Origin of the sequence: Halomonas getboli, from assembly GCF_023094245.1 — a bacterium.
In the GTDB taxonomy this organism is placed as follows: domain Bacteria; phylum Pseudomonadota; class Gammaproteobacteria; order Pseudomonadales; family Halomonadaceae; genus Halomonas; species Halomonas getboli.
On sequence record NZ_JALMEW010000001.1, the window covers coordinates 250,531 to 268,545 of the forward strand.

Annotated in this window: 16 protein-coding genes; 12 read left to right on the forward strand and 4 right to left on the reverse strand. The window is 67.7% G+C overall.

Features of this window, described 5'->3' with window-relative positions:
• The first annotated feature begins 7 nt into the window (after positions 1 to 7).
• The 6 genes from murC (at position 8) to lpxC (ending at position 6,821) form a co-directional block, all read left to right on the forward strand.
• On the forward strand, positions 8 to 1,420 hold the full coding sequence (gene murC, locus MYL53_RS01250) for a UDP-N-acetylmuramate--L-alanine ligase (protein WP_247852353.1): 1,413 nt from the start codon (positions 8 to 10) through the stop codon (positions 1,418 to 1,420).
• Positions 1,417 to 2,343 (forward strand): D-alanine--D-alanine ligase, encoded by a 927-nt coding sequence (locus MYL53_RS01255; protein ID WP_247851543.1) that lies wholly within the window; start codon positions 1,417 to 1,419, stop codon positions 2,341 to 2,343. The genes murC and MYL53_RS01255 overlap by 4 nt, the downstream gene beginning before the upstream one ends.
• 4 nt (positions 2,344 to 2,347) lie before the next feature.
• The gene (locus tag MYL53_RS01260) at positions 2,348 to 3,073 is read left to right on the forward strand and encodes a cell division protein FtsQ/DivIB (protein WP_247851544.1); all 726 of its coding nucleotides are present in this window, start codon (positions 2,348 to 2,350) and stop codon (positions 3,071 to 3,073) included.
• 200 nt (positions 3,074 to 3,273) lie between these two features.
• The gene (gene ftsA / locus MYL53_RS01265; RefSeq protein ID WP_247851545.1) at positions 3,274 to 4,566 is read left to right on the forward strand and encodes a cell division protein FtsA; all 1,293 of its coding nucleotides are present in this window, start codon (positions 3,274 to 3,276) and stop codon (positions 4,564 to 4,566) included.
• Between the two features lie 34 nt (positions 4,567 to 4,600).
• A complete protein-coding gene (gene ftsZ / locus MYL53_RS01270) occupies positions 4,601 to 5,797 on the forward strand; it encodes a cell division protein FtsZ (RefSeq protein WP_247851546.1) in 1,197 nt (398 codons plus the stop codon).
• Between the two features lie 112 nt (positions 5,798 to 5,909).
• Positions 5,910 to 6,821, forward strand: coding sequence for a UDP-3-O-acyl-N-acetylglucosamine deacetylase (gene lpxC / locus MYL53_RS01275; RefSeq protein ID WP_247851547.1), 912 nt, complete (start codon positions 5,910 to 5,912; stop codon positions 6,819 to 6,821).
• Between the two features lie 107 nt (positions 6,822 to 6,928).
• Here the strand turns inward: lpxC and MYL53_RS01280 are convergent, their stop codons facing one another.
• Positions 6,929 to 7,354: a DUF721 domain-containing protein gene (locus tag MYL53_RS01280; protein WP_247851548.1), complete on the reverse strand. Its 426-nt coding sequence runs from the start codon at positions 7,352 to 7,354 to the stop codon at positions 6,929 to 6,931.
• Between the two features lie 207 nt (positions 7,355 to 7,561).
• On the opposite strand from MYL53_RS01280, the gene MYL53_RS01285 reads away from it, so the two are divergent.
• The 4 genes from MYL53_RS01285 (at position 7,562) to MYL53_RS01300 (ending at position 13,134) form a co-directional block, all read left to right on the forward strand.
• Entirely contained in the window at positions 7,562 to 7,912 is a 351-nt protein-coding gene (locus MYL53_RS01285; RefSeq protein WP_247851549.1) for a hypothetical protein, read from the forward strand.
• Positions 7,913 to 7,970: 58 nt separating this feature from the next.
• Positions 7,971 to 10,700: a preprotein translocase subunit SecA gene (gene secA, locus MYL53_RS01290; RefSeq protein ID WP_247851550.1), complete on the forward strand. Its 2,730-nt coding sequence runs from the start codon at positions 7,971 to 7,973 to the stop codon at positions 10,698 to 10,700.
• A gap of 162 nt (positions 10,701 to 10,862) precedes the next feature.
• Positions 10,863 to 12,092: a bifunctional glutamate N-acetyltransferase/amino-acid acetyltransferase ArgJ gene (gene argJ, locus MYL53_RS01295; protein ID WP_247851551.1), complete on the forward strand. Its 1,230-nt coding sequence runs from the start codon at positions 10,863 to 10,865 to the stop codon at positions 12,090 to 12,092.
• A gap of 94 nt (positions 12,093 to 12,186) precedes the next feature.
• Positions 12,187 to 13,134: a Nudix family hydrolase gene (locus tag MYL53_RS01300; RefSeq protein ID WP_247852354.1), complete on the forward strand. Its 948-nt coding sequence runs from the start codon at positions 12,187 to 12,189 to the stop codon at positions 13,132 to 13,134.
• Between the two features lie 120 nt (positions 13,135 to 13,254).
• Here MYL53_RS01300 and MYL53_RS01305 read toward each other — a convergent pair whose 3' ends face one another.
• Together MYL53_RS01305 and MYL53_RS01310 are read right to left on the reverse strand one after the other, a co-directional pair.
• On the reverse strand, positions 13,255 to 14,157 hold the full coding sequence (locus MYL53_RS01305; protein WP_247851552.1) for a carbon-nitrogen hydrolase: 903 nt from the start codon (positions 14,155 to 14,157) through the stop codon (positions 13,255 to 13,257).
• Positions 14,154 to 15,218: an agmatine deiminase family protein gene (locus tag MYL53_RS01310; RefSeq protein WP_247851553.1), complete on the reverse strand. Its 1,065-nt coding sequence runs from the start codon at positions 15,216 to 15,218 to the stop codon at positions 14,154 to 14,156. Before MYL53_RS01310 ends, MYL53_RS01305 begins: the two co-directional genes overlap by 4 nt.
• 175 nt (positions 15,219 to 15,393) lie before the next feature.
• On the opposite strand from MYL53_RS01310, the gene MYL53_RS01315 reads away from it, so the two are divergent.
• Both MYL53_RS01315 and MYL53_RS01320 read left to right on the forward strand, forming a co-directional pair.
• Positions 15,394 to 16,635 carry a lipoprotein-releasing ABC transporter permease subunit gene (locus MYL53_RS01315; RefSeq protein WP_247851554.1) on the forward strand — a complete coding sequence of 414 codons (1,242 nt, stop codon included), beginning with the start codon at positions 15,394 to 15,396 and terminating at the stop codon, positions 16,633 to 16,635.
• Between the two features lie 7 nt (positions 16,636 to 16,642).
• Positions 16,643 to 17,356 (forward strand): ABC transporter ATP-binding protein, encoded by a 714-nt coding sequence (locus MYL53_RS01320; protein ID WP_247851555.1) that lies wholly within the window; start codon positions 16,643 to 16,645, stop codon positions 17,354 to 17,356.
• A 33-nt stretch (positions 17,357 to 17,389) separates the two neighbouring features.
• Here the strand turns inward: MYL53_RS01320 and MYL53_RS01325 are convergent, their stop codons facing one another.
• Positions 17,390 to 17,926 carry a DUF2062 domain-containing protein gene (locus MYL53_RS01325; RefSeq protein WP_247851556.1) on the reverse strand — a complete coding sequence of 179 codons (537 nt, stop codon included), beginning with the start codon at positions 17,924 to 17,926 and terminating at the stop codon, positions 17,390 to 17,392.
• Between the last annotated feature and the right edge of the window lie 89 nt (positions 17,927 to 18,015).

Sequence of the window (18,015 nt, forward strand, 5' to 3'; positions counted from 1 at the left end):
GCTGGGCATGCGCCGTATCCGGCGCATCCACTTCGTCGGCATCGGCGGCGCCGGCATGTGCGGCATCGCCGAGGTGCTGGCCAACGAGGGCTATGCGGTCAGCGGCAGCGACCTCAAGGCCTCGCCGGTGGTCAGTCGCCTGCAGGCCTGCGGCGTGCGCGTGGCGATCGGCCACGCCGAGGACAACGCCCGCGATGCCGATGTGGTGGTGGTCTCCACCGCGGTGGACCCGACCAATCCCGAGGTGCGCTGGGCCCACGAGCATCGCGTGCCGGTGGTACGCCGGGCCGAGATGCTGGCCGAGTTGATGCGCTTCCGTCACGGCATCGCCGTGGCTGGCACCCACGGCAAGACCACCACCACCAGCCTGACCGCGACCCTGCTCGGCGAGGGCGGGCTGGACCCGACCTTCGTGATCGGCGGCAAGCTGACCAGCGCCGGCACCAACGCGCGGCTGGGGGAGGGTGACTACCTGGTGGCCGAGGCCGATGAGTCCGATGCCTCCTTCCTGCATCTGCAGCCGATGGTGGCCATCGTCACCAACATCGACGCCGACCACATGTCGACCTACGGCGGTGACTTCGAGCGTCTCAAGGACACCTTCGTCGAGTTCCTGCACAACCTGCCGTTCTACGGCCTGGCGGTGCTGTGCATCGACGACGCCAACGTGCGCGGGCTGCTCGAGCGGGTCAATCGCCAGTTCGTGACCTACGGCTTCAGCGACGACGCCGACTACGGCATCGAGGACTTCACCCAGTCGGCCGGCGAGGTGCGCTTCACTGCGCGGCGGCCCGAGGGCCTGACGCCGCTGCCGGTGCGTCTGGCCATGCCGGGGCGCCACAATGCCCTGAACGCCCTGGCCGCCATCGCCGTGGCCAGCGACGCCGGGGTCGACGACGACGCCATCCTGCGCGGCCTGGCGAGCTTCGCCGGCGTCGGGCGGCGTTTCCAGGTGCACGGCCACTTCCCGACGCCGGCCGGCGACGGCGAGGTGATGCTGGTCGACGACTATGGCCACCATCCCCGCGAGGTGGAGATGGTCATCCAGGCGGTGCGCGACGGCTGGCCCGAGCGGCGGCTGGTGATGGCCTATCAGCCGCATCGCTATTCGCGCACCCGCGATCTCTACGAGGACTTCGTGCGCGTGCTGGCCGGGGTCGACACCCTGCTGCTGCTCGACGTCTATGCGGCCGGTGAGACGCCGCTGCCCGGGGCCGACGGTCGCAGCCTGGCCGGTTCGATCCGCCAGCGCGGCGAGGTCGATCCGATCTTCGTGCAGGACAAGGCCGAGCTGCCGGGACTGCTGGCCAAGGTGCTGCGCCCCGGCGACATCCTGATCACCCAGGGCGCCGGCGACGTGGGCGGTATTGCCCAGCGTCTGGCCGACGCCCGTCTGGCGCTCGACGAGGTGACGCTATGACGACCGACGTGACCGGCCAGGGCCGGGTGGTGGTGCTCTACGGCGGCGACTCCGCCGAGCGCGAGGTGTCGCTGAAGAGCGGCGCGGCAGTGCTGGCCTCGCTCCAGCGCAGCGGCGTCGCGGCGATCGGCTTCGACCCCGCGGAGCAGGGCGGGCTGGCCGGTCTCGAGGCGCTGAAGCCGGACGTCGTCTTCATCGCCCTGCACGGACGCGGTGGCGAGGACGGCACCCTGCAGGGTGCGCTCGAGCTGCTCGGCATTCCCTACACCGGTAGCGGTGTGCTGGCCTCGGCGCTGGGCATGGACAAGCAACGCACCAAGCTGGTGTGGCAGGCGCTGGGCCTGCCGACGCCGGAGAGCGAGATGCTGGGCCCCGACGCCGACTGGGCCGCGGTGGCGGAGCGGCTGGGGCTGCCGCTGATCGTCAAGCCGGTTCACGAGGGATCGACGCTGGGCATCACCATCGTCGAGAGCCCCGAGGCTCTCGAGGCGGCCTATCGCGATGCCGCGCGCTTCGATGCGCGGGTGATGGCCGAGCGTTTCGTCAGCGGCGAGGAGTACACGGTGACGCTGCTCGGCGACAGCGCGCTGCCGGCGATTCGCGTCGAGGTGCCGAACGGCTTCTACGACTACGAGGCCAAGTATCTCTCCGACGAGACCCTCTACCATCTGCCCTGCGGCCTGGCGGCCGAGGACGAGGCGCGGCTGGCCGAGCTGAGCCGCGAGGCCTTTGCCGCCATCGGTTGCGACGGCTGGGGGCGGGTCGACGTGATGCGCGACGCCGGGGGGCGCTTCTGGCTGCTCGAGGTCAACACCGTGCCCGGCATGACCGATCACAGCCTGGTGCCCCAGGCCGCGGCTCACGCCGGCATCGACTTCGATGCGCTGGTGCGGCGCATTCTCGACACCGCCGGGCGGTCCTGAGGTCATGGCGCGTCGCGGAAGCCTGGTCGGCGTCCTGCTGCTGCTGCTGGTGCTGGTGGCCGGCGGTCGTGCGCTGTGGCTGTGGCTCGACCGGCCCATCGAGCGGGTCTCGATCCGCGGAGATCTGGAGTACGTCAGCGCCGATTACCTGCGTGGCAAGCTGGCGCCTCTGGTGCGGGGCCAGACCTGGCTGTCGGCGGATCTGGGCCAGCTGCGCGAGGAGGCGCGCGACATCGGCTGGTTGAACGAGGTGCGCATTCGTCGCGAGTGGCCCTATGCGCTGGTGTTCGAACTGGTCGAGCAGGTGCCGGTGGCACGCTGGAACGATGACGAGCTGCTCAATCCGGCCGGCGAGCCCTTCGCTTATGCGCCCCTGCCGGCACCAGAGGGACTGGAGCATCTGGCCGGCCCCGTGGGCAGCGGCCCGGAGGTGCTGGCCTATCACGATGACCTGATCGCGCGCCTGGGCGAGCACGGGCTGTCCATCGGTCAGCTGCGACTGGAGGACCGTGGCGCCTGGCGCCTGCAGACCGACGACGGTATCTGGGTCATGCTGGGGCGCAGTAATCGCCAGGCGCGACTGGCGCGTTTCCTGGCGGCCTGGGATCGCGAGCTCGATGATGTGGCGTCGCATATTCGCTACATCGATCTGCGCTATCCCAACGGCGTGGCCGTCGCCTGGCATGGCGAAAGCGAACCGGCCGAGATCGAGACCGCTAAGAAAAGTTGAAGGCGATCGGCGAAAGACTCGCGAAGGAACGGAGCCGCGCCAGGGTGTTCCTTTTGGGGGAAAATCGCCGTATCGTGACGGATGTTTTTCGCTATGGGCTGGTGAAACACGGGAAGTTGTTTCTATAATTGGCCCAGGTTTTTCTCGTTATTAATGCTTAATTTCCCCAAGCGGGTCAGCTCGAGGAGATATCCCGACTCATGTCAGGTCCATCCAATGCGTCCAATATGGTAGTCGGGCTGGATATCGGAACATCCAAGGTCGTGGCGATCGTGGGTCAACCCACTGATGATGGCGGCATCGAGATCGCCGGTATCGGCTCTCATCCCTCCCGCGGGATGAAAAAGGGCGTGGTGATCAACATCGAATCCACGGTGCAGTCCATCCAGCGTGCCGTGGAAGAGGCGGAGCTGATGGCCGGCTGCGACATCCACTCCGTTTACGTGGGGATCGCCGGCAGCCATATCAGCTCGATGAACTCCGATGGCGTGGTCGCCATCAAGGAGCGCGAAGTCGCCCCCGCCGATATCGAGCGCGTCATCGATTCGGCGCGGGCTCGCGCTATCTCCGAAGGTCAGCGCGTGCTGCACGTGCTGCCACAGGAGTTTGCCATCGACACCCAGGGCGGCATTCGCGAGCCGCTGGGCATGTCCGGGGTGCGCCTGGAGGCCCGCGTGCATCTCGTCACTGCCGCGCTCAACGCGGTGCAGAACATCGAGAAGTGCGTGCGCCGCTGCGGGCTCGACGTGGATGCGATCATCCTCGAACAGCTGGCCTCCAGCCATGCCGTGCTGACCGAAGACGAACGCGAGCTCGGCGTGTGCATGGTCGATATCGGCGGCGGCACCACCGACATCGCGGTGTTCACCGAAGGCGCCATCCGTCACACCGCGGTGATTCCCATTGCCGGGGACCAGGTCACCAACGATATCGCCATGGCGCTGCGCACGCCGACGCAGCACGCCGAGGAGATCAAGGTCAAGTACGCCTGCGCGCTGACCCAGATGGCCGCCAGCGACGAGATGATCAAGGTGCCGAGCGTCGGCGACCGGCCGGCGCGGGACCTGTCTCGCCAGTCGCTGGCCGAGGTGGTCGAGCCCCGCTACGAGGAGCTGTTCACCCTGGTGCGCGACGAGCTGCGCCGCAGCGGCTTCGAGGATCTGGTGGCCGCCGGCGTGGTGCTGACCGGCGGGACCTCGCGCATGGAAGGGGTCGTCGAGCTGGCCGAGGAAATCTTTCACATGCCGGTGAGAATCGCCTGTCCGCAGAACGTGAGAGGGCTCGCCGATGTGGTTCGCAATCCGATTTATTCGACGGGGGTCGGTTTGCTACATTACGCTCTAAACGAGGCCCGTCAGGGGCACGGCCAACAAGAGTCGTCGGGCAGTGGCATGTCGGCGCAGCCGAGGCGCGCAGACGCCTCCCGGCGCGGAGCAGGGGAAGGGATTCCGGCGCTGGTAAAGCTCAAGGGCTGGTTCAAAGGAAATTTCTGACAGGGCCGCGATCGCGGTCCAGGAGACGGGGCTAATGTTCGAACTGGTAGACAGTGCACCCTCAAGCAGTGCAGTCATCAAGGTCATCGGTGTCGGCGGTGGTGGCGGCAACGCCGTCAATCACATGGTCGAAAGCAGCATCGAGGGCGTCGAGTTCATCTGCGCCAACACCGATGCCCAGGCGCTGAAGCGGGTGGCGGCCAAGACCGTTCTCCAGCTCGGCAGCGAAATCACCAAGGGGCTCGGCGCCGGTGCCAACCCCGAAGTCGGCCGTCAGGCCGCCATGGAGGATCGCGAACGCATCGCCGAACTGCTCAATGGCGCCGACATGGTGTTCATCACCGCCGGCATGGGCGGCGGCACCGGCACCGGCGGCGCGCCGGTGGTGGCTCAGGTCGCCAAGGAACTGGGTATCCTGACCGTGGCCGTGGTCACGCGGCCGTTCCCCTTCGAGGGGCCCAAGCGCATGCGCTCGGCCGAGGAGGGCATGAAGGAGCTCTCCGAGCACGTCGACTCGCTGATCACCATTCCCAACGAGAAACTGCTCTCCGTGCTCGGCAAGAGCGCCAGTCTGCTGACCGCCTTCAGCGCCGCCAACGACGTGCTGCTGGGCGCGGTACAGGGCATCGCCGAGCTGATCACCAGTCCCGGCATCATCAACGTCGACTTCGCCGACGTGCGCACCGTGATGTCCGAGATGGGCATGGCGATGATGGGCACCGGCGGCGCCACCGGCGAGAATCGTGCCCGCGAGGCCGCCGAGAAGGCGATTCGCAGCCCGCTGCTGGAAGACATCGACCTGCACGGCGCGCGCGGCATCCTGGTCAACATCACCGCTGGCCCGGATTTGTCGATCGGCGAGTTCAACGACGTCGGTGCCACCGTTCAGGAGTTCGCCTCCCAGGACGCCACCATCGTGGTGGGCACCTCCATCGACATGGAGATGACCGACGAGCTGCGCGTGACCGTGGTGGCAGCCGGCCTGGATGGCCAGCGCCAGTCGGCGTCGGCCAGTCAGGGCGCGCGCCGCGAGGCGGCCTCCGGCGGCGACTACCGTCAGCGTCAGGCGGCAGCGAGCCGTCCGCAGCAGGCCGCTGCGGGTCGTGGTTCTGCGGCAGCCTCCAAGGCCGAGCCCCAGGAAACGACCCGTCCTCAGCCCGAGACGCGCAAGTCTCAGGAGCTCGACGACTATCTCGATATTCCGGCTTTCCTGCGCCGTCAGGCTGATTGAATGTCGCTATCGTTTGCATAGTCGCTTTGAACGCAACTTGTTTTTGTTGAAACGTGCGTTTGGTGTTATAGTGAACGGTGTTTGATAATTACCGACTGCCTGGCGACTGCCCATGATCAGACAACGCACACTCAAGAACGTCATCCGCGCCACCGGCGTCGGCCTGCACTCCGGCAAGAAGGTCTACCTGACCCTGCGGCCGGCGCCGGTCGATACCGGTATCGTCTTCGTGCGCACCGACCTGGATCCCGAGGTGCAGATCCCGGCCAGCGCCGACAGCGTTACCGACACCACCCTATGCACCGCGCTGTCCAAGGACGGCGTCAAGGTGGCGACCGTCGAGCACCTGATGTCGGCGCTCGCCGGCCTCGGCATCGATAACGCCTACGTCGATGTCAGCGCCCCCGAGGTGCCGATCATGGACGGCAGCGCCGGTCCTTTCGTGTTTCTGATCCAGTCTGCCGGCATTGCCGAGCAGAATGCGGCCAAGAAGTTCATCCGCATCAAGCGCGAGGTGGTCGTGCGCGATGGTGAGAAAGAAGCGATCTTCCTGCCGCATCAGGGCTTCAAGGTGTCCTTCGCCATCGACTTCGACCACCCGGTGTTCGAAGCCCAGAAGCAGAGTGCCGTGGTCGACTTCTCCACGACCTCCTTCGTCAAGGAAGTGTCTCGAGCCCGCACCTTCGGCTTCATGCGCGATCTCGAGTATCTGCGCTCCAACAACCTGGCGCTGGGCGGCAGTCTCGACAACGCCATCGTGGTCGACGACTATCGCATCGTGAACGAGGGCGGTCTGCGCTACGATGACGAGTTCGTCAAGCACAAGGTGCTGGACGCCATCGGCGATCTCTACCAGCTCGGGCATAGCCTGATCGGCGAGTTCCGCGGCGTGAAGTCCGGCCATGCGTTGAACAATCAGCTGTGCCGCGCGCTGATGGCCAACCAGGACGCCTGGGAAATCGTCACCTTCGAGGAAGAGGCCGCCAAGGCGCCGATCTCCTATGCCGCGCCGGCCATGGCCTGACCGGTTCGCGTCCAGACGCAGCTTGAAAATCAACGCCCCCGCTGGGTCTACCCGCGGGGGCGTTTACTGTGCGGACGGGGGCGATCCTGGCCTCGCTACCTCGCACCTCACTTCTCCCGTTCAGCATGAGAGGCGAGGCGTTCCAGCGCGCGCTTGAGCGTCGGGTCGTCAACGTCGGCGGCGCAGCTCGATAGCTCGTCGGCGGCCCGTGCGGGCAGGTGTCGGGTCTGTCGCGGCGGTACCTTGGCCGGGCGCACCGGGCGGACCTTGAAGTCGAAGCCGGTCACCGCGGCGAAGCCGGGCAGCTCGTGGAGCAGAGACAGCAGCCGTGACTGCTCGTAGCGCAGGCGCGTCAGCCAGACGGCGCGATCGGTGATCACCGTCAGTCGTCCCTCATGGAAGCCGCCGACGAAAAGATGCTCGCCGAGCTCACCGGGAAGATGGTCGCGCAGGTGCTGCTGGGCCTGCTCGATCAGCCGCGCCCGACGCATCAGGTTGCCCAGCTCTCCCCGGCCGTTCAGCACCTGGGTCATGGGCTGGGCTCGCCTTCGCTTAACCTTTATACTCATCAGCTTGATTCTCGGGGTTCGACCCGGGGTCGCGATCTGTCGACCGTCGCGTCGACGGCCTTCGAACGCATGAGCCTAGCATAGGCACGGGAGTCCCTCGACAGCATGGCCAGCCTTACCGCGCAGACAGCACCGGCAGCGCCCGTCGAGCCTGGCTCGGCGCCTCGCCGCATGCCGGAGCGTCGGCCGCCGGATCGCCGGCCGTCGGGCCGTCGTCCGCCTCGCTGGTGGCTGGCCGGCCTGCTGGTCGGTTGTCTGCTGCCGGCCGGGCTGTCACCGTTTGGCGCGGCGACGCCGGTCGAGCGCGTCATCCAGGTCTGCATCCTGGCGCCGGCACTGATCCGTGCCAGCTCGCGGCTCCAGGCGCGTCGCCGCGCCCGGCGTCGTTGGCCCTCCCGGCCGCTTTCCCACCGTGCCGGGCGTCTCGCGATCCGGCTGCCTCTCTTCGTTCCGCGGCAGCGGGCCGTGGCGGCCCACGATGTCCTGACCCGCCGTGGGCCGCCGCGGGTGTTTCTCGCCTGAACCATGACGAGCGGCCGGACGTGTGCCGGCCACAAGCACCCGCAGCAATGGACCCTTCATGATCAACAACCTGTTACGCAAGGTGGTCGGTTCCAAGAACGACCGCGAAGTGAAGCGCATGGGCCGCGCCGTAGCCCGCATCAACGCCCTCGAGAAAGACCTCGAGACCCTTGACGATGCCGCGCTCCAGGCGCGCACCGCCGAGTTCCGCGAGCGCCTGACCGCCGGCGAGACGCTCGAGGCGCTGCTTCCCGAGGCCTTCGCCACCGTGCGCGAGGCCAGCAAGCGCGTCATGGGCATGCGCCATTTCGACGTGCAGATGATCGGCGGTATTACCCTGAACGGCGGTCGCATCGCCGAGATGAAGACCGGCGAGGGCAAGACCCTGGTCGGCACGCTGTCCGTCTACCTCAACGCCCTGCCGGGCGAGGGCGTGCACGTGGTCACGGTCAACGACTATCTGGCGCGCCGCGACGCCGACTGGATGCGCCCCCTGTACGAATTCCTGGGGCTCACCGTTGGCACCATCTACGCCGGCCAGACGCCCGAGGAGAAGCGCGCGGCTTACGCCTGCGACATCACCTACGGTACCAACAACGAGTTCGGCTTCGACTACCTGCGCGACAACATGGCCTTTTCGCTGGAGGATAAGGTCCAGCGCGGGCTGCACTACGCCATCGTCGATGAGGTCGACTCGATCCTGATCGACGAGGCCAGGACGCCGCTGATCATCTCCGGGGCGGTCGACGAGAACACCGAGCTCTACAAGGTGGTCGATCGGCTGTCGCGTAACCTCGAGGTCTGCACCGACGAGGAAGACCCGGAGAGCGGCGACTTCACCCTCGACGAGAAGCAGAAGCAGGTCGAGCTCACCGAGGGTGGCCACCATAAGGTCGAGCAGCTGATGCGCGGCGAAGGCCTGCTGGGCGAGGAAGATTCCCTCTACGCCGCCCAGAACCTCAACCTGCTGCAGCACATGCACTCGGCGCTGCGTGCCCGACACCTCTACCAGCGTGATGTCGACTACATCGTCAGCGACGGTCAGGTGGTGATCGTCGACGAGCATACCGGCCGCTCCATGCCGGGCCGACGCTGGTCCGAGGGCCTGCACCAGGCGGTCGAGGCCAAGGAGGGCGTGACGGTCCAGCGCGAGAGCCAGACGCTGGCCTCCACCACCTTCCAGAACTACTTCCGCCTCTACGACAAGCTGTCCGGCATGACCGGCACCGCCGACACCGAGGCCTTCGAATTCCGCCAGATCTATGGCCTGGACGTGGTGGTGATTCCCACCAACAAGCCGCTGGCGCGCAAGGACCAGAACGACCTCGTCTACCTCAGCGCCGAGGAGAAGTACGAGGCGATCATCGAGGACGTCAAGGTCCAGACCGAGGCCGGTCGCCCGGTGCTGGTGGGTACCGCCTCCATCGAGACCTCCGAGTACCTGGCCGAGCTGATGAGGCGGGCGGGCATCTCCTTCAACGTGCTCAACGCCAAGCAGCACCAGAGCGAGGCCCAGATCATCGCCCAGGCCGGCCGCCCCGGCGCCATCACCATCGCCACCAACATGGCCGGCCGCGGTACCGACATCGTGCTGGGTGGCAACTGGGAGGCCGAGGCCGCGCAGCTCGAATCGCCTAGCGAAGCGCAGGTTGAGCGCCTCAAGGCCGAGTGGCAGGAGCGCCACGAGGCGGTACTCGCCGCCGGCGGCCTGCACGTGATCGGCTCCGAGCGCCACGAGTCGCGGCGCATCGACAACCAGCTGCGCGGCCGCTCCGGTCGCCAGGGCGACCCGGGCTCGACCCGCTTCTTCCTGTCGCTGGAAGACAACCTGATGCGGCTGTTCGGCTCCGAGCGCGTGCAGAAGCTGATGCAGGCCTTGGGCCTGGAGCGCGGCGAGGCGATCGAGCACAAGATGGTCTCCAACGCCGTGGAGCGCGCCCAGAAGAAGGTCGAGGGCCGCAACTTCGATATCCGCAAGCAGCTGCTCGAGTACGACGACGTGGCCAACGACCAGCGTCGCGTCATCTACGAGCAGCGCAACGAGATCCTCGCCGCCGACGACGTCTCCGAGAACGTCATCGGCATCCGCGCCGAGGTGCTCGACGAGGCGATCAGTGCCTTCGTGCCGCCCCAGAGCCTGCCGGAGCAGTGGGACCTGGCCGGCCTGGAGGATCATCTCAAGACCGAGTTCAACCTCGAGGCCCCGGTGCAGCAGTGGGCCGAGGACGACCAGCGCTTCCACGAGGAGCAGCTGCGCGAGCGCCTGCAGGAAATGCATCGCCAGGCCTATGAAGACAAAGCCGAGATCGCCGGTGCCGATTTGATGCGCCGCTTCGAGAAGCAGGTGATGCTGCAGGTGCTGGATACCCGCTGGAAGGAACATCTGCAGTCCATGGACCACCTGCGTCGGGGCATCCATCTGCGCGGCTACGCCCAGAAGAACCCCAAGCAGGAGTACAAGCGCGAGTCCTTCGAGCTGTTCCAGACGCTGCTGACCAACATCAAGTCCGACGTCACCCGTATCCTCAGCCACGTGAAGGTACGTCAGCCCGAAGAGGTCGAGGCTCTGGAGCAGCAGCGTCGCGAGTCGTTGGAGCGCGAGAAGGCTGCTGCGGCCAGCCGTCACGATGCGCCCGAGGGGCCCGCCGACGCCGAGCAGGCCGCCGCGGCCGCGCCGGCCGGTGAGGCGCGCCCCCAGCGCCGCGAGGGTCCCAAGGTCGGACGCAACGATCCGTGCCCCTGCGGCTCGGGCAAGAAGTTCAAGCAGTGCTGCGGCAAGCTGAGCTGACGAGGGACGAGGCGTGAGGAGTAGGGAGTAAGGCGTAAGGCGTGAGGAGTAAGGAGTAAGGATTCGGGTGCCGGCCATACTGCGGACACCTCGCCCCTCGCCCCTCGCCCCTCACACCTCACACGTGTTTTCCTCGAACCGAATTCATACAGGAGACAGACGATGGCAGTGGGCCCAGCAAGCTTTCCGGATATGCCGGTGATCGACGGGGTGCGCCTGGGCACGGCCCGCGCGGGGATCAAGACCGCCGATCGCCGCGATCTGGTGGTGATCGAAGTGCCCGAGGGTGCCGCCGTGGCGGGCAGCTTCACCCGCAATGCCTTCTGTGCCGCCCCGGTGACCGTGGCCCGCGAGCACCTGGCGGCTTGCACCCTGCACGGCGAGGCGCCGCGCTATCTGGTGGTCAATACCGGCAACGCCAATGCCGGCACCGGCGAGATTGGCCTGCGCGACGCGCGGGCCACCTGCGATGAGCTGGCCGGCCTGGCCGGGGTACAGTCTTCCCAGGTGCTGCCGTTCTCCACCGGCGTGATCGGCGAGACGCTGCCCATGGATCGCCTGCTGGCCGGGTTGCCCGAGGCGCTGCGCGGCCTCGATGGCAGCGCGGCGGGCTGGGCCGCGGCAGGCGAGGGCATCCTCACCACCGATACCCGGCCCAAGGGTGCCAGTGTGAGCTTTCAGCTGGGTGACGAGACGGTCACCCTCAATGGCATCAGCAAGGGCTCGGGCATGATCAAGCCCAACATGGCTACCATGCTGGCCTTCGTGGCCACCGATGCGGCCGTCGCACCGGCGCTGCTGGACGAACTGCTGCGCGAGAGCGTGGACCGCTCGTTCAACTGCATCACGGTGGACGGCGACACCTCGACCAACGATGCCTGCATGCTGATCGCCACCGGCCGCGGCGCGGCTATCGACGACGACGAGCGCCTGGTGGCGTTCCGCGAGGCGCTCGAGCGGCTGATGATCGAGCTGGCTCAGGCCATCGTGCGCGACGGCGAGGGCGCCACCAAGTTCGTCGGCCTGCGGGTCGACGGCGCAGTGACGCGCCAGGAAGCGCTGGACGTGGCCTTCACCGTGGCACATTCGCCGCTGGTCAAGACCGCACTGGCCGCCAGCGACGCCAACTGGGGGCGTATCCTCGCCGCCGTGGGGCGGGCGCCGGTGGCAGACTTCGACGTCGAGCGCGTGGTCATCGACCTGGGCGACGTGCGCCTGGTCGAGCACGGCGGCCGCGCCGACGGCTATACCGAGGAAGCCGGCAGTGCGGTCATGGCCCAGGAAGAGATCGCGATTCGCATCGACCTGGGCCGTGGCGAGCGCAGCGCTACCGTCTGGACCACGGATCTGACCCGGGAATACGTCGCCATCAACGCCGATTACCGCAGCTGAGCGCCGCGGGGCAGCGCCGCGCCCGGACCGTATCAAGAGAGCAATCCTCCGCGGCATCGCCGCGGGGACAAGTGGGATAAGGTGAATGAACGCAATGGTGAAGAGAAGGGTGCATGTGGCGGCCGCCGCCATCATCAGTGCCGACGGTCGTGAGGTGCTGCTCGCCCGGCGCCCGTCCAACGTCGATCACGGCGGCCTCTGGGAATTTCCCGGCGGCAAGCTGGCGCCCTATGAAACGGGCCTCGAGGCCCTCAAGCGTGAGCTGCACGAGGAGCTTGGGGTGGAGATCCGTCGCGCTCAGCCGCTGATCCGCATCCACCACGAGTACACCGACAAGCATATCCTGCTGGATGTCTGGCAGGTCCACGACTTCGCCGGAGAGCCCTTCGGTCGTGAGGGTCAGGCGGTGCGCTGGGTGCCGATGAACGAGCTGTTCAACTATCCCTTCCCGGCGGCCAACGTGCCGATCCTGCGCGCGGTGATGCTGCCCACCGAGTATCTGATCAGCGGTGAGGAAGAGGACGAGGCGGTGTTCCTGACGCGTCTGGAGCGGGCATTGGTCGAGGACAATGTGCGCCTGGTGCAGCTGCGGGCCAAGGACCTGGACCGCGAGGCCTATCTGGCCCGGGCCGAGCAGGCCCTGGCGGTATGCCGCCGTCACGGGGCGCGGCTGATGCTCAACGGCGAGCCCGAGCTGCTCGACGAGGTGGACGCCGACGGCATCCACCTGACCAGCGCACGGCTGATGAGCCTCGATCGTCGTCCGCTGCCCGAGGGCAAGTGGCTCTCCGCCTCGACCCACGATCGCGAGCAGCTGGACCAGGCCCATCGCGTCGGCTGCGACTTCGCGACCCTGTCACCGCTGCGCACCACGCCTTCACATCCGGAAGTGGCGCCGATCGGCTGGCACGACTTCCAGCAGCTGGTCGAGCATGCCGGCATGCCGGTGTTCGCGCTGGGCGGCATGACCCGCTTCGACGCCAACCATGCCCGTGCCGTGGGCGCCCAGGGCATCGCCTCGATCCGCGATTTCTGGAAGTAATCGGCGCCGAGCGACAAGCGCCGAGCTACAAGAAACCCCGAAGGCCCTGGCCTTCGGGGTTTCTTTTGCTTCGGGTGGTTTCATGCTGCTGACTTGCAGCTTGCAGCTTGCAGCTTGCAGCTAGTCCCGATAGCGTCTCGTAAGATCCCCATAGGCGTCGACGCGCCGGTCGCGCAGGTAGGGCCAGAGGCGGCGGACCGACTCGCCGCGCTCCATGTCCAGTGTCACCAGCAGCCGTTCGGCCTGCTGGCCGGCGTGGGCCAGCAGTTCGCCCTGGGGGCCGCAGATGAAGCTGCCGCCCCAGAAGTCGATGCCGGGGCCGACGCCGGAGTGGTCGCTTTCATGGCCGACGCGGTTGGCGACCATGACCGGCAGGCCGTTGGCCACCGCATGGCTGCGCTGGATCAGGGTCCAGGCGTCCTGCTGACGGGCCTGCTCGTCGTCATCGTCCTGCGGATCCCAGCCGATGGCGGTGGGGTAGAGCAGCAGGTCGGCGCCGGCCGTGGCCATCAGGCGCGCGGCCTCGGGATACCACTGATCCCAGCACACCAGCACGCCGAGCCGCCCGACCGAGGTGTCGATGGGCGTGAAGCCTTCGTTGCGGGCCGGGTCGTGATCGCCCGGTGTGAAGTAGAACTTCTCGTAGAAGCCCGGATCGTCGGGGATGTGCATCTTCCGATACTGGCCGACGCGGCCGCGGGCGCCGTCATAGACCACGGCGGTGTTGTGGTAGAGCCCCGGGGCGCGGCGCTCGAACAGCGAGCCCACCAGCACGATGTCGAGCTCGGCGGCGAGGGCCGCCAGTCGCTGGCCGGTGGGGCCGTCCAGCGGCTCGGCCAGGTCGAACAGCGCGGTGTCCTCGAACTGGCAGAAGTAGTGGGTGGCGTGCAGTTCCTGCAGCATCACCAGCTGGGCACCGGCGCCGGCCAGCTCGCGGATGCCGGTCTCGCTCTCGGCCAGGCTTCTGGCCTTGTCGGGCCAGGCCGGCTGCTGGACCAGGCCGACCTTGAGGGTGCGGGTCATGATGTCTCTCCTTCATGGCGGCAAGCCCCGGCCAGGGTGCCGCGGGGCAGCTGCATGGTCAGGCAGTGCAGGCTGCCATGCTGGCGGATCACGGTGCTGCAGTCGATGGGCACGATGTCACGCTCCGGGAAGGCCTCGGCCAGGGCCGCGAGAGCGCGGGCGTCGGCGGCATCGCCGTAGACGGGCGCCAGCACCGCACCGTTGATGATCAGGAAGTTGGCGTAGGTGGCCGGCAGGCGGTGACCGTCCTCGGGGTCGAAGCAGGGCGCGGGCCAGGGCAGCGGGATCAGCCGGTAGGGCTCTCCGTCGGCGCGGCGCAGCGTGCGGAGCTCGTTCTCCATGGCGGCCAGCGCCGGATGGTGCGGGTCGGTGTCGTCGTCGCAGCGCACGTAGGCGATGGTCTGCGGATCGCAGAAGCGCGCCAGGGTGTCGACGTGGCTGTCGGTGTCGTCGCCTTCCAGGTGGCCCTGGGCCAGCCACAGCACCCGCTCGACGCCGAGCTCCTGGGCCAGCCGCGTCTCGATGGCGGCCCGGTCGAGGTGCGGGTTGCGGTTGTCGTTGAGCAGGCAGGCCTCGGTGGTCAGCAGCGTGCCTCGGCCGTCACTCTCCAGCGCGCCGCCCTCGAGCACCAGGTCATGGGAGACCAGCGGCGCGGCGAAGACGCCGGCCGTGGCGAGCCGGCGGGTCAGGCTGTTGTCGCGGCTGGCCGGGAACTTGCCGCCCCAGCCGGTGAAGACATAGTCGAGCAGCACGGGCTCGCCGTCGCGCTCGACGGTGAGCGGCCCGTGGTCCCGGGCCCAGGTGTCGTCGGCCTCGGCGACGACGAGGTGCAGGCGCTCGGCGGGCACGCCGCGGTGGCGCAAGGCCTTGGACAGCCGGATGCGGGTGGCATCGTCCGGCACGGCGATCAGCACCGGCTGGTAGCGGGCGATGGCCACCGCCAGGGTCTCGAGCGTCGCCTCGATGCGCTCGAGCAGCGGCGCCCAGTCGCTGTCGGGACCCGGCCAGGTCAGTTGCACGGCATCCTGGGGATGCCATTCGGGGAGCAGGCAGACGGCCATGGCAGGCCTCCTCGATGTAGGAATCCGGCGCAATGTAGGGGGCGCCGCGGCGGGATGCAAGCCCGGCGCGAGTGTCCACCGGGTAAGGTGCAGCGATCGTGCAAGCCAGGCCGCCCCCGATGCAGGGGCGGTCAAAAACACGTACCATGAGCGCCCGCTGACAAGGAACGCTCATATGCTGGATCGTCTGCCTCTCCTGATCGGGTTGCGCTACGTGCGGGCCAAGCGACGCAACCACTTCATCTCCTTCATTTCCCTGACCTCCATGCTGGGCCTGACGCTGGGCGTGGCGGTGCTGATTCTCGTGCTGTCCGTGATGAACGGCTTCGACCGCGAACTGCGCCAACGGGTGCTGGGCATGGTGCCCCACACCCGCATCGAGGTGCCCTCGGGGCTCACCGACTGGCAGCCTCTGGCCGATCGGCTCATGCAGCGCGATCACGTCATCGGGGCGGCGCCCTACATCCAGCAGCAGGGCATGTTCTCGGTGGGCGGGCGCAACAATGGCGCCCTGGTCACCGGTATCAAGCCCGACTGGGAAAAGCGCGTCTCGATCGTCGACGAGCACATGACCAAGGGCAGTCTCGATGACCTCAAGCCCGGCGAATGGAACGTCGTGCTCGGCTCGATGCTGGCGCGCCAGCTCGGCGTGACGGTCGGCGATCGGGTGACGCTGCTGGTGCCCGAGGCCTCGATCACACCGGCGGGCGTCTTTCCGCGGCTCAAGCGCTTCACCGTCAGCGGCATCTTCAGCGTCGGCGCGGATCTGGATGCCAGCCTGGCCTATGCCAACATCGCGGACATGCAGACCCTGGCGCGCATGGGCGACGCCGTGGGCGGGCTGCGCCTGGAGCTCGATGACCTGTTCCAGGCCGGCAGCGTGACGCGCGCGATCATCGACGACCTGGGGCCGGGCTATCGCGGGCTGGACTGGACCTACACCCGCGGCAACCTGTTCCAGGCGATCCAGATGGAGAAGCGCATGATCGCGCTGCTGCTGACGGTGATCATCGCCGTGGCGGCCTTTAACATCGTCTCGACCCTGGTGATGGTGGTCACCGACAAGCACGCCGACATCGCCATCCTGCGCACCATCGGCGCCACGCCGCGCTCGATCATGGGCATCTTCATGGTCCAGGGGCTGGCGATCGGGGTGATCGGCATTCTGATCGGGGTGGGGCTCGGTATCCTGCTGGCGCTGTCGGTCTCCGATATCCTGGCCTTCATCGAGTCGACCTTCGGGGTGCATTTTCTCGATGCCAACGTCTACTTCATCAGCGAGCTGCCCTCGCAGCTGCTGTGGTCCGACGTCGGCCAGATCGTCGCCGCGGCCTTCGTGCTGACCTTCCTGTCGACCCTCTACCCGGCCTGGCGTGCGGCCCGGGTGCAGCCCGCCGAGGTGCTCCGCTATGAATGATCCTGCCATGACCCGGAACGTTGCCCGCAATGCCGAGCAGCGAGACGTGATGCTGGCCTGTGACGGTCTGACCCGGATCTACCGCGAGGGCCCGCGCGATCTCACCGTGCTCGATGACCTGGCCCTCGAGGTGCGCGCCGGCGAGCGGGTGGCGGTGGTCGGCAGCTCCGGCTCCGGCAAGACCACGCTGCTCAACCTGCTGGGCGGGTTGGATCACCCCAGCCACGGCGAGGTGCGCATCGCCGGGCAGGCGCTGCACGAGCTGGGCAACGCCGCTTTGGGGCGTTTTCGCAACCGGCACATCGGTTTCGTCTATCAGTTCCACCATCTGCTCGCCGAGTTCACGGCGCTGGAAAATGCCGCGCTGCCGCTGATCGTGCGCGGCCAGCGCAAGAAGGCGGCCGAGGCCAAGGCGCTCAAGCTGCTGGAACGGGTGGGGGTGGGCGAACGCGCTGCGCACAAGCCGAGCGAGCTCTCCGGCGGCGAACGCCAGCGGGTGGCCATCGCCCGGGCGCTGGTCACCGACCCGAGCCTGGTACTGATGGACGAGCCCACCGGCAACCTCGATCAGACCACCGCGGCAAGCATCCTGGCGCTGATGGACGAACTCTCTTCCAGTGCCGCCTGCGCCTTCGTCATCGTGACCCACGACACGGGGCTGGCCGCCCATCAGGATCGGGTGCTGCGCCTCGACGCCGGGCGCTTGACGCCGGCGTCCTGACGCTTTCGTCTTCCGACCTTCCGCCTTCCTTTCTCAGGCGCGGTTGTCCAGCCGATCCCGGCGGCGCCGCGCCCTTCGCTTCCAGCTGCGCGACACCTGCCAGCGCCACGCCAGGCGAATCGTCAGGCTGCCCAGCACGCCCGCCAGAATCGCCGCGACCAGGGAACCTGCCGCCAGGGCCGGCAGTGCCTCGAGCATCTGCTCGGCGATCCACTCGGTCGAGAGGTGGGCCGGCGCGGCCTGTGCCGGCAGGTTCAGCAGCCAGGCGCCGAGGCGATAGTTGCCATAGAAGATCAGCGGCATGGTCAGCGGATTGGTGATCCACACCAGCCCCACCGACAGCGGCAGGTTGGCGCGCAGCGACCAGGCGCCCAGCGCGGCCAGCGCCATCTGGAACGGGATGGGCAGCAGCGCGCAGAACAGCCCGACGAAGAAGGCGTTGGCGACGCTGCGACGCGACAGCATCCACAGCGAGGGATTGCCGATCAGGTGGCTCATGAAGCGCAGGGAGCGCTGGCGCCTGAGGGTCTCGGGATGGGGCAGGTAGCGCTGCAGGAGACGGCGCGGCATGACGACGGGCTCGCGGCTTCGATATGCGCGCTATTATCCATACAAGCCCGGTGTCTCGCCATGGCGTTGGTCAACGCGGTGACGCCGAG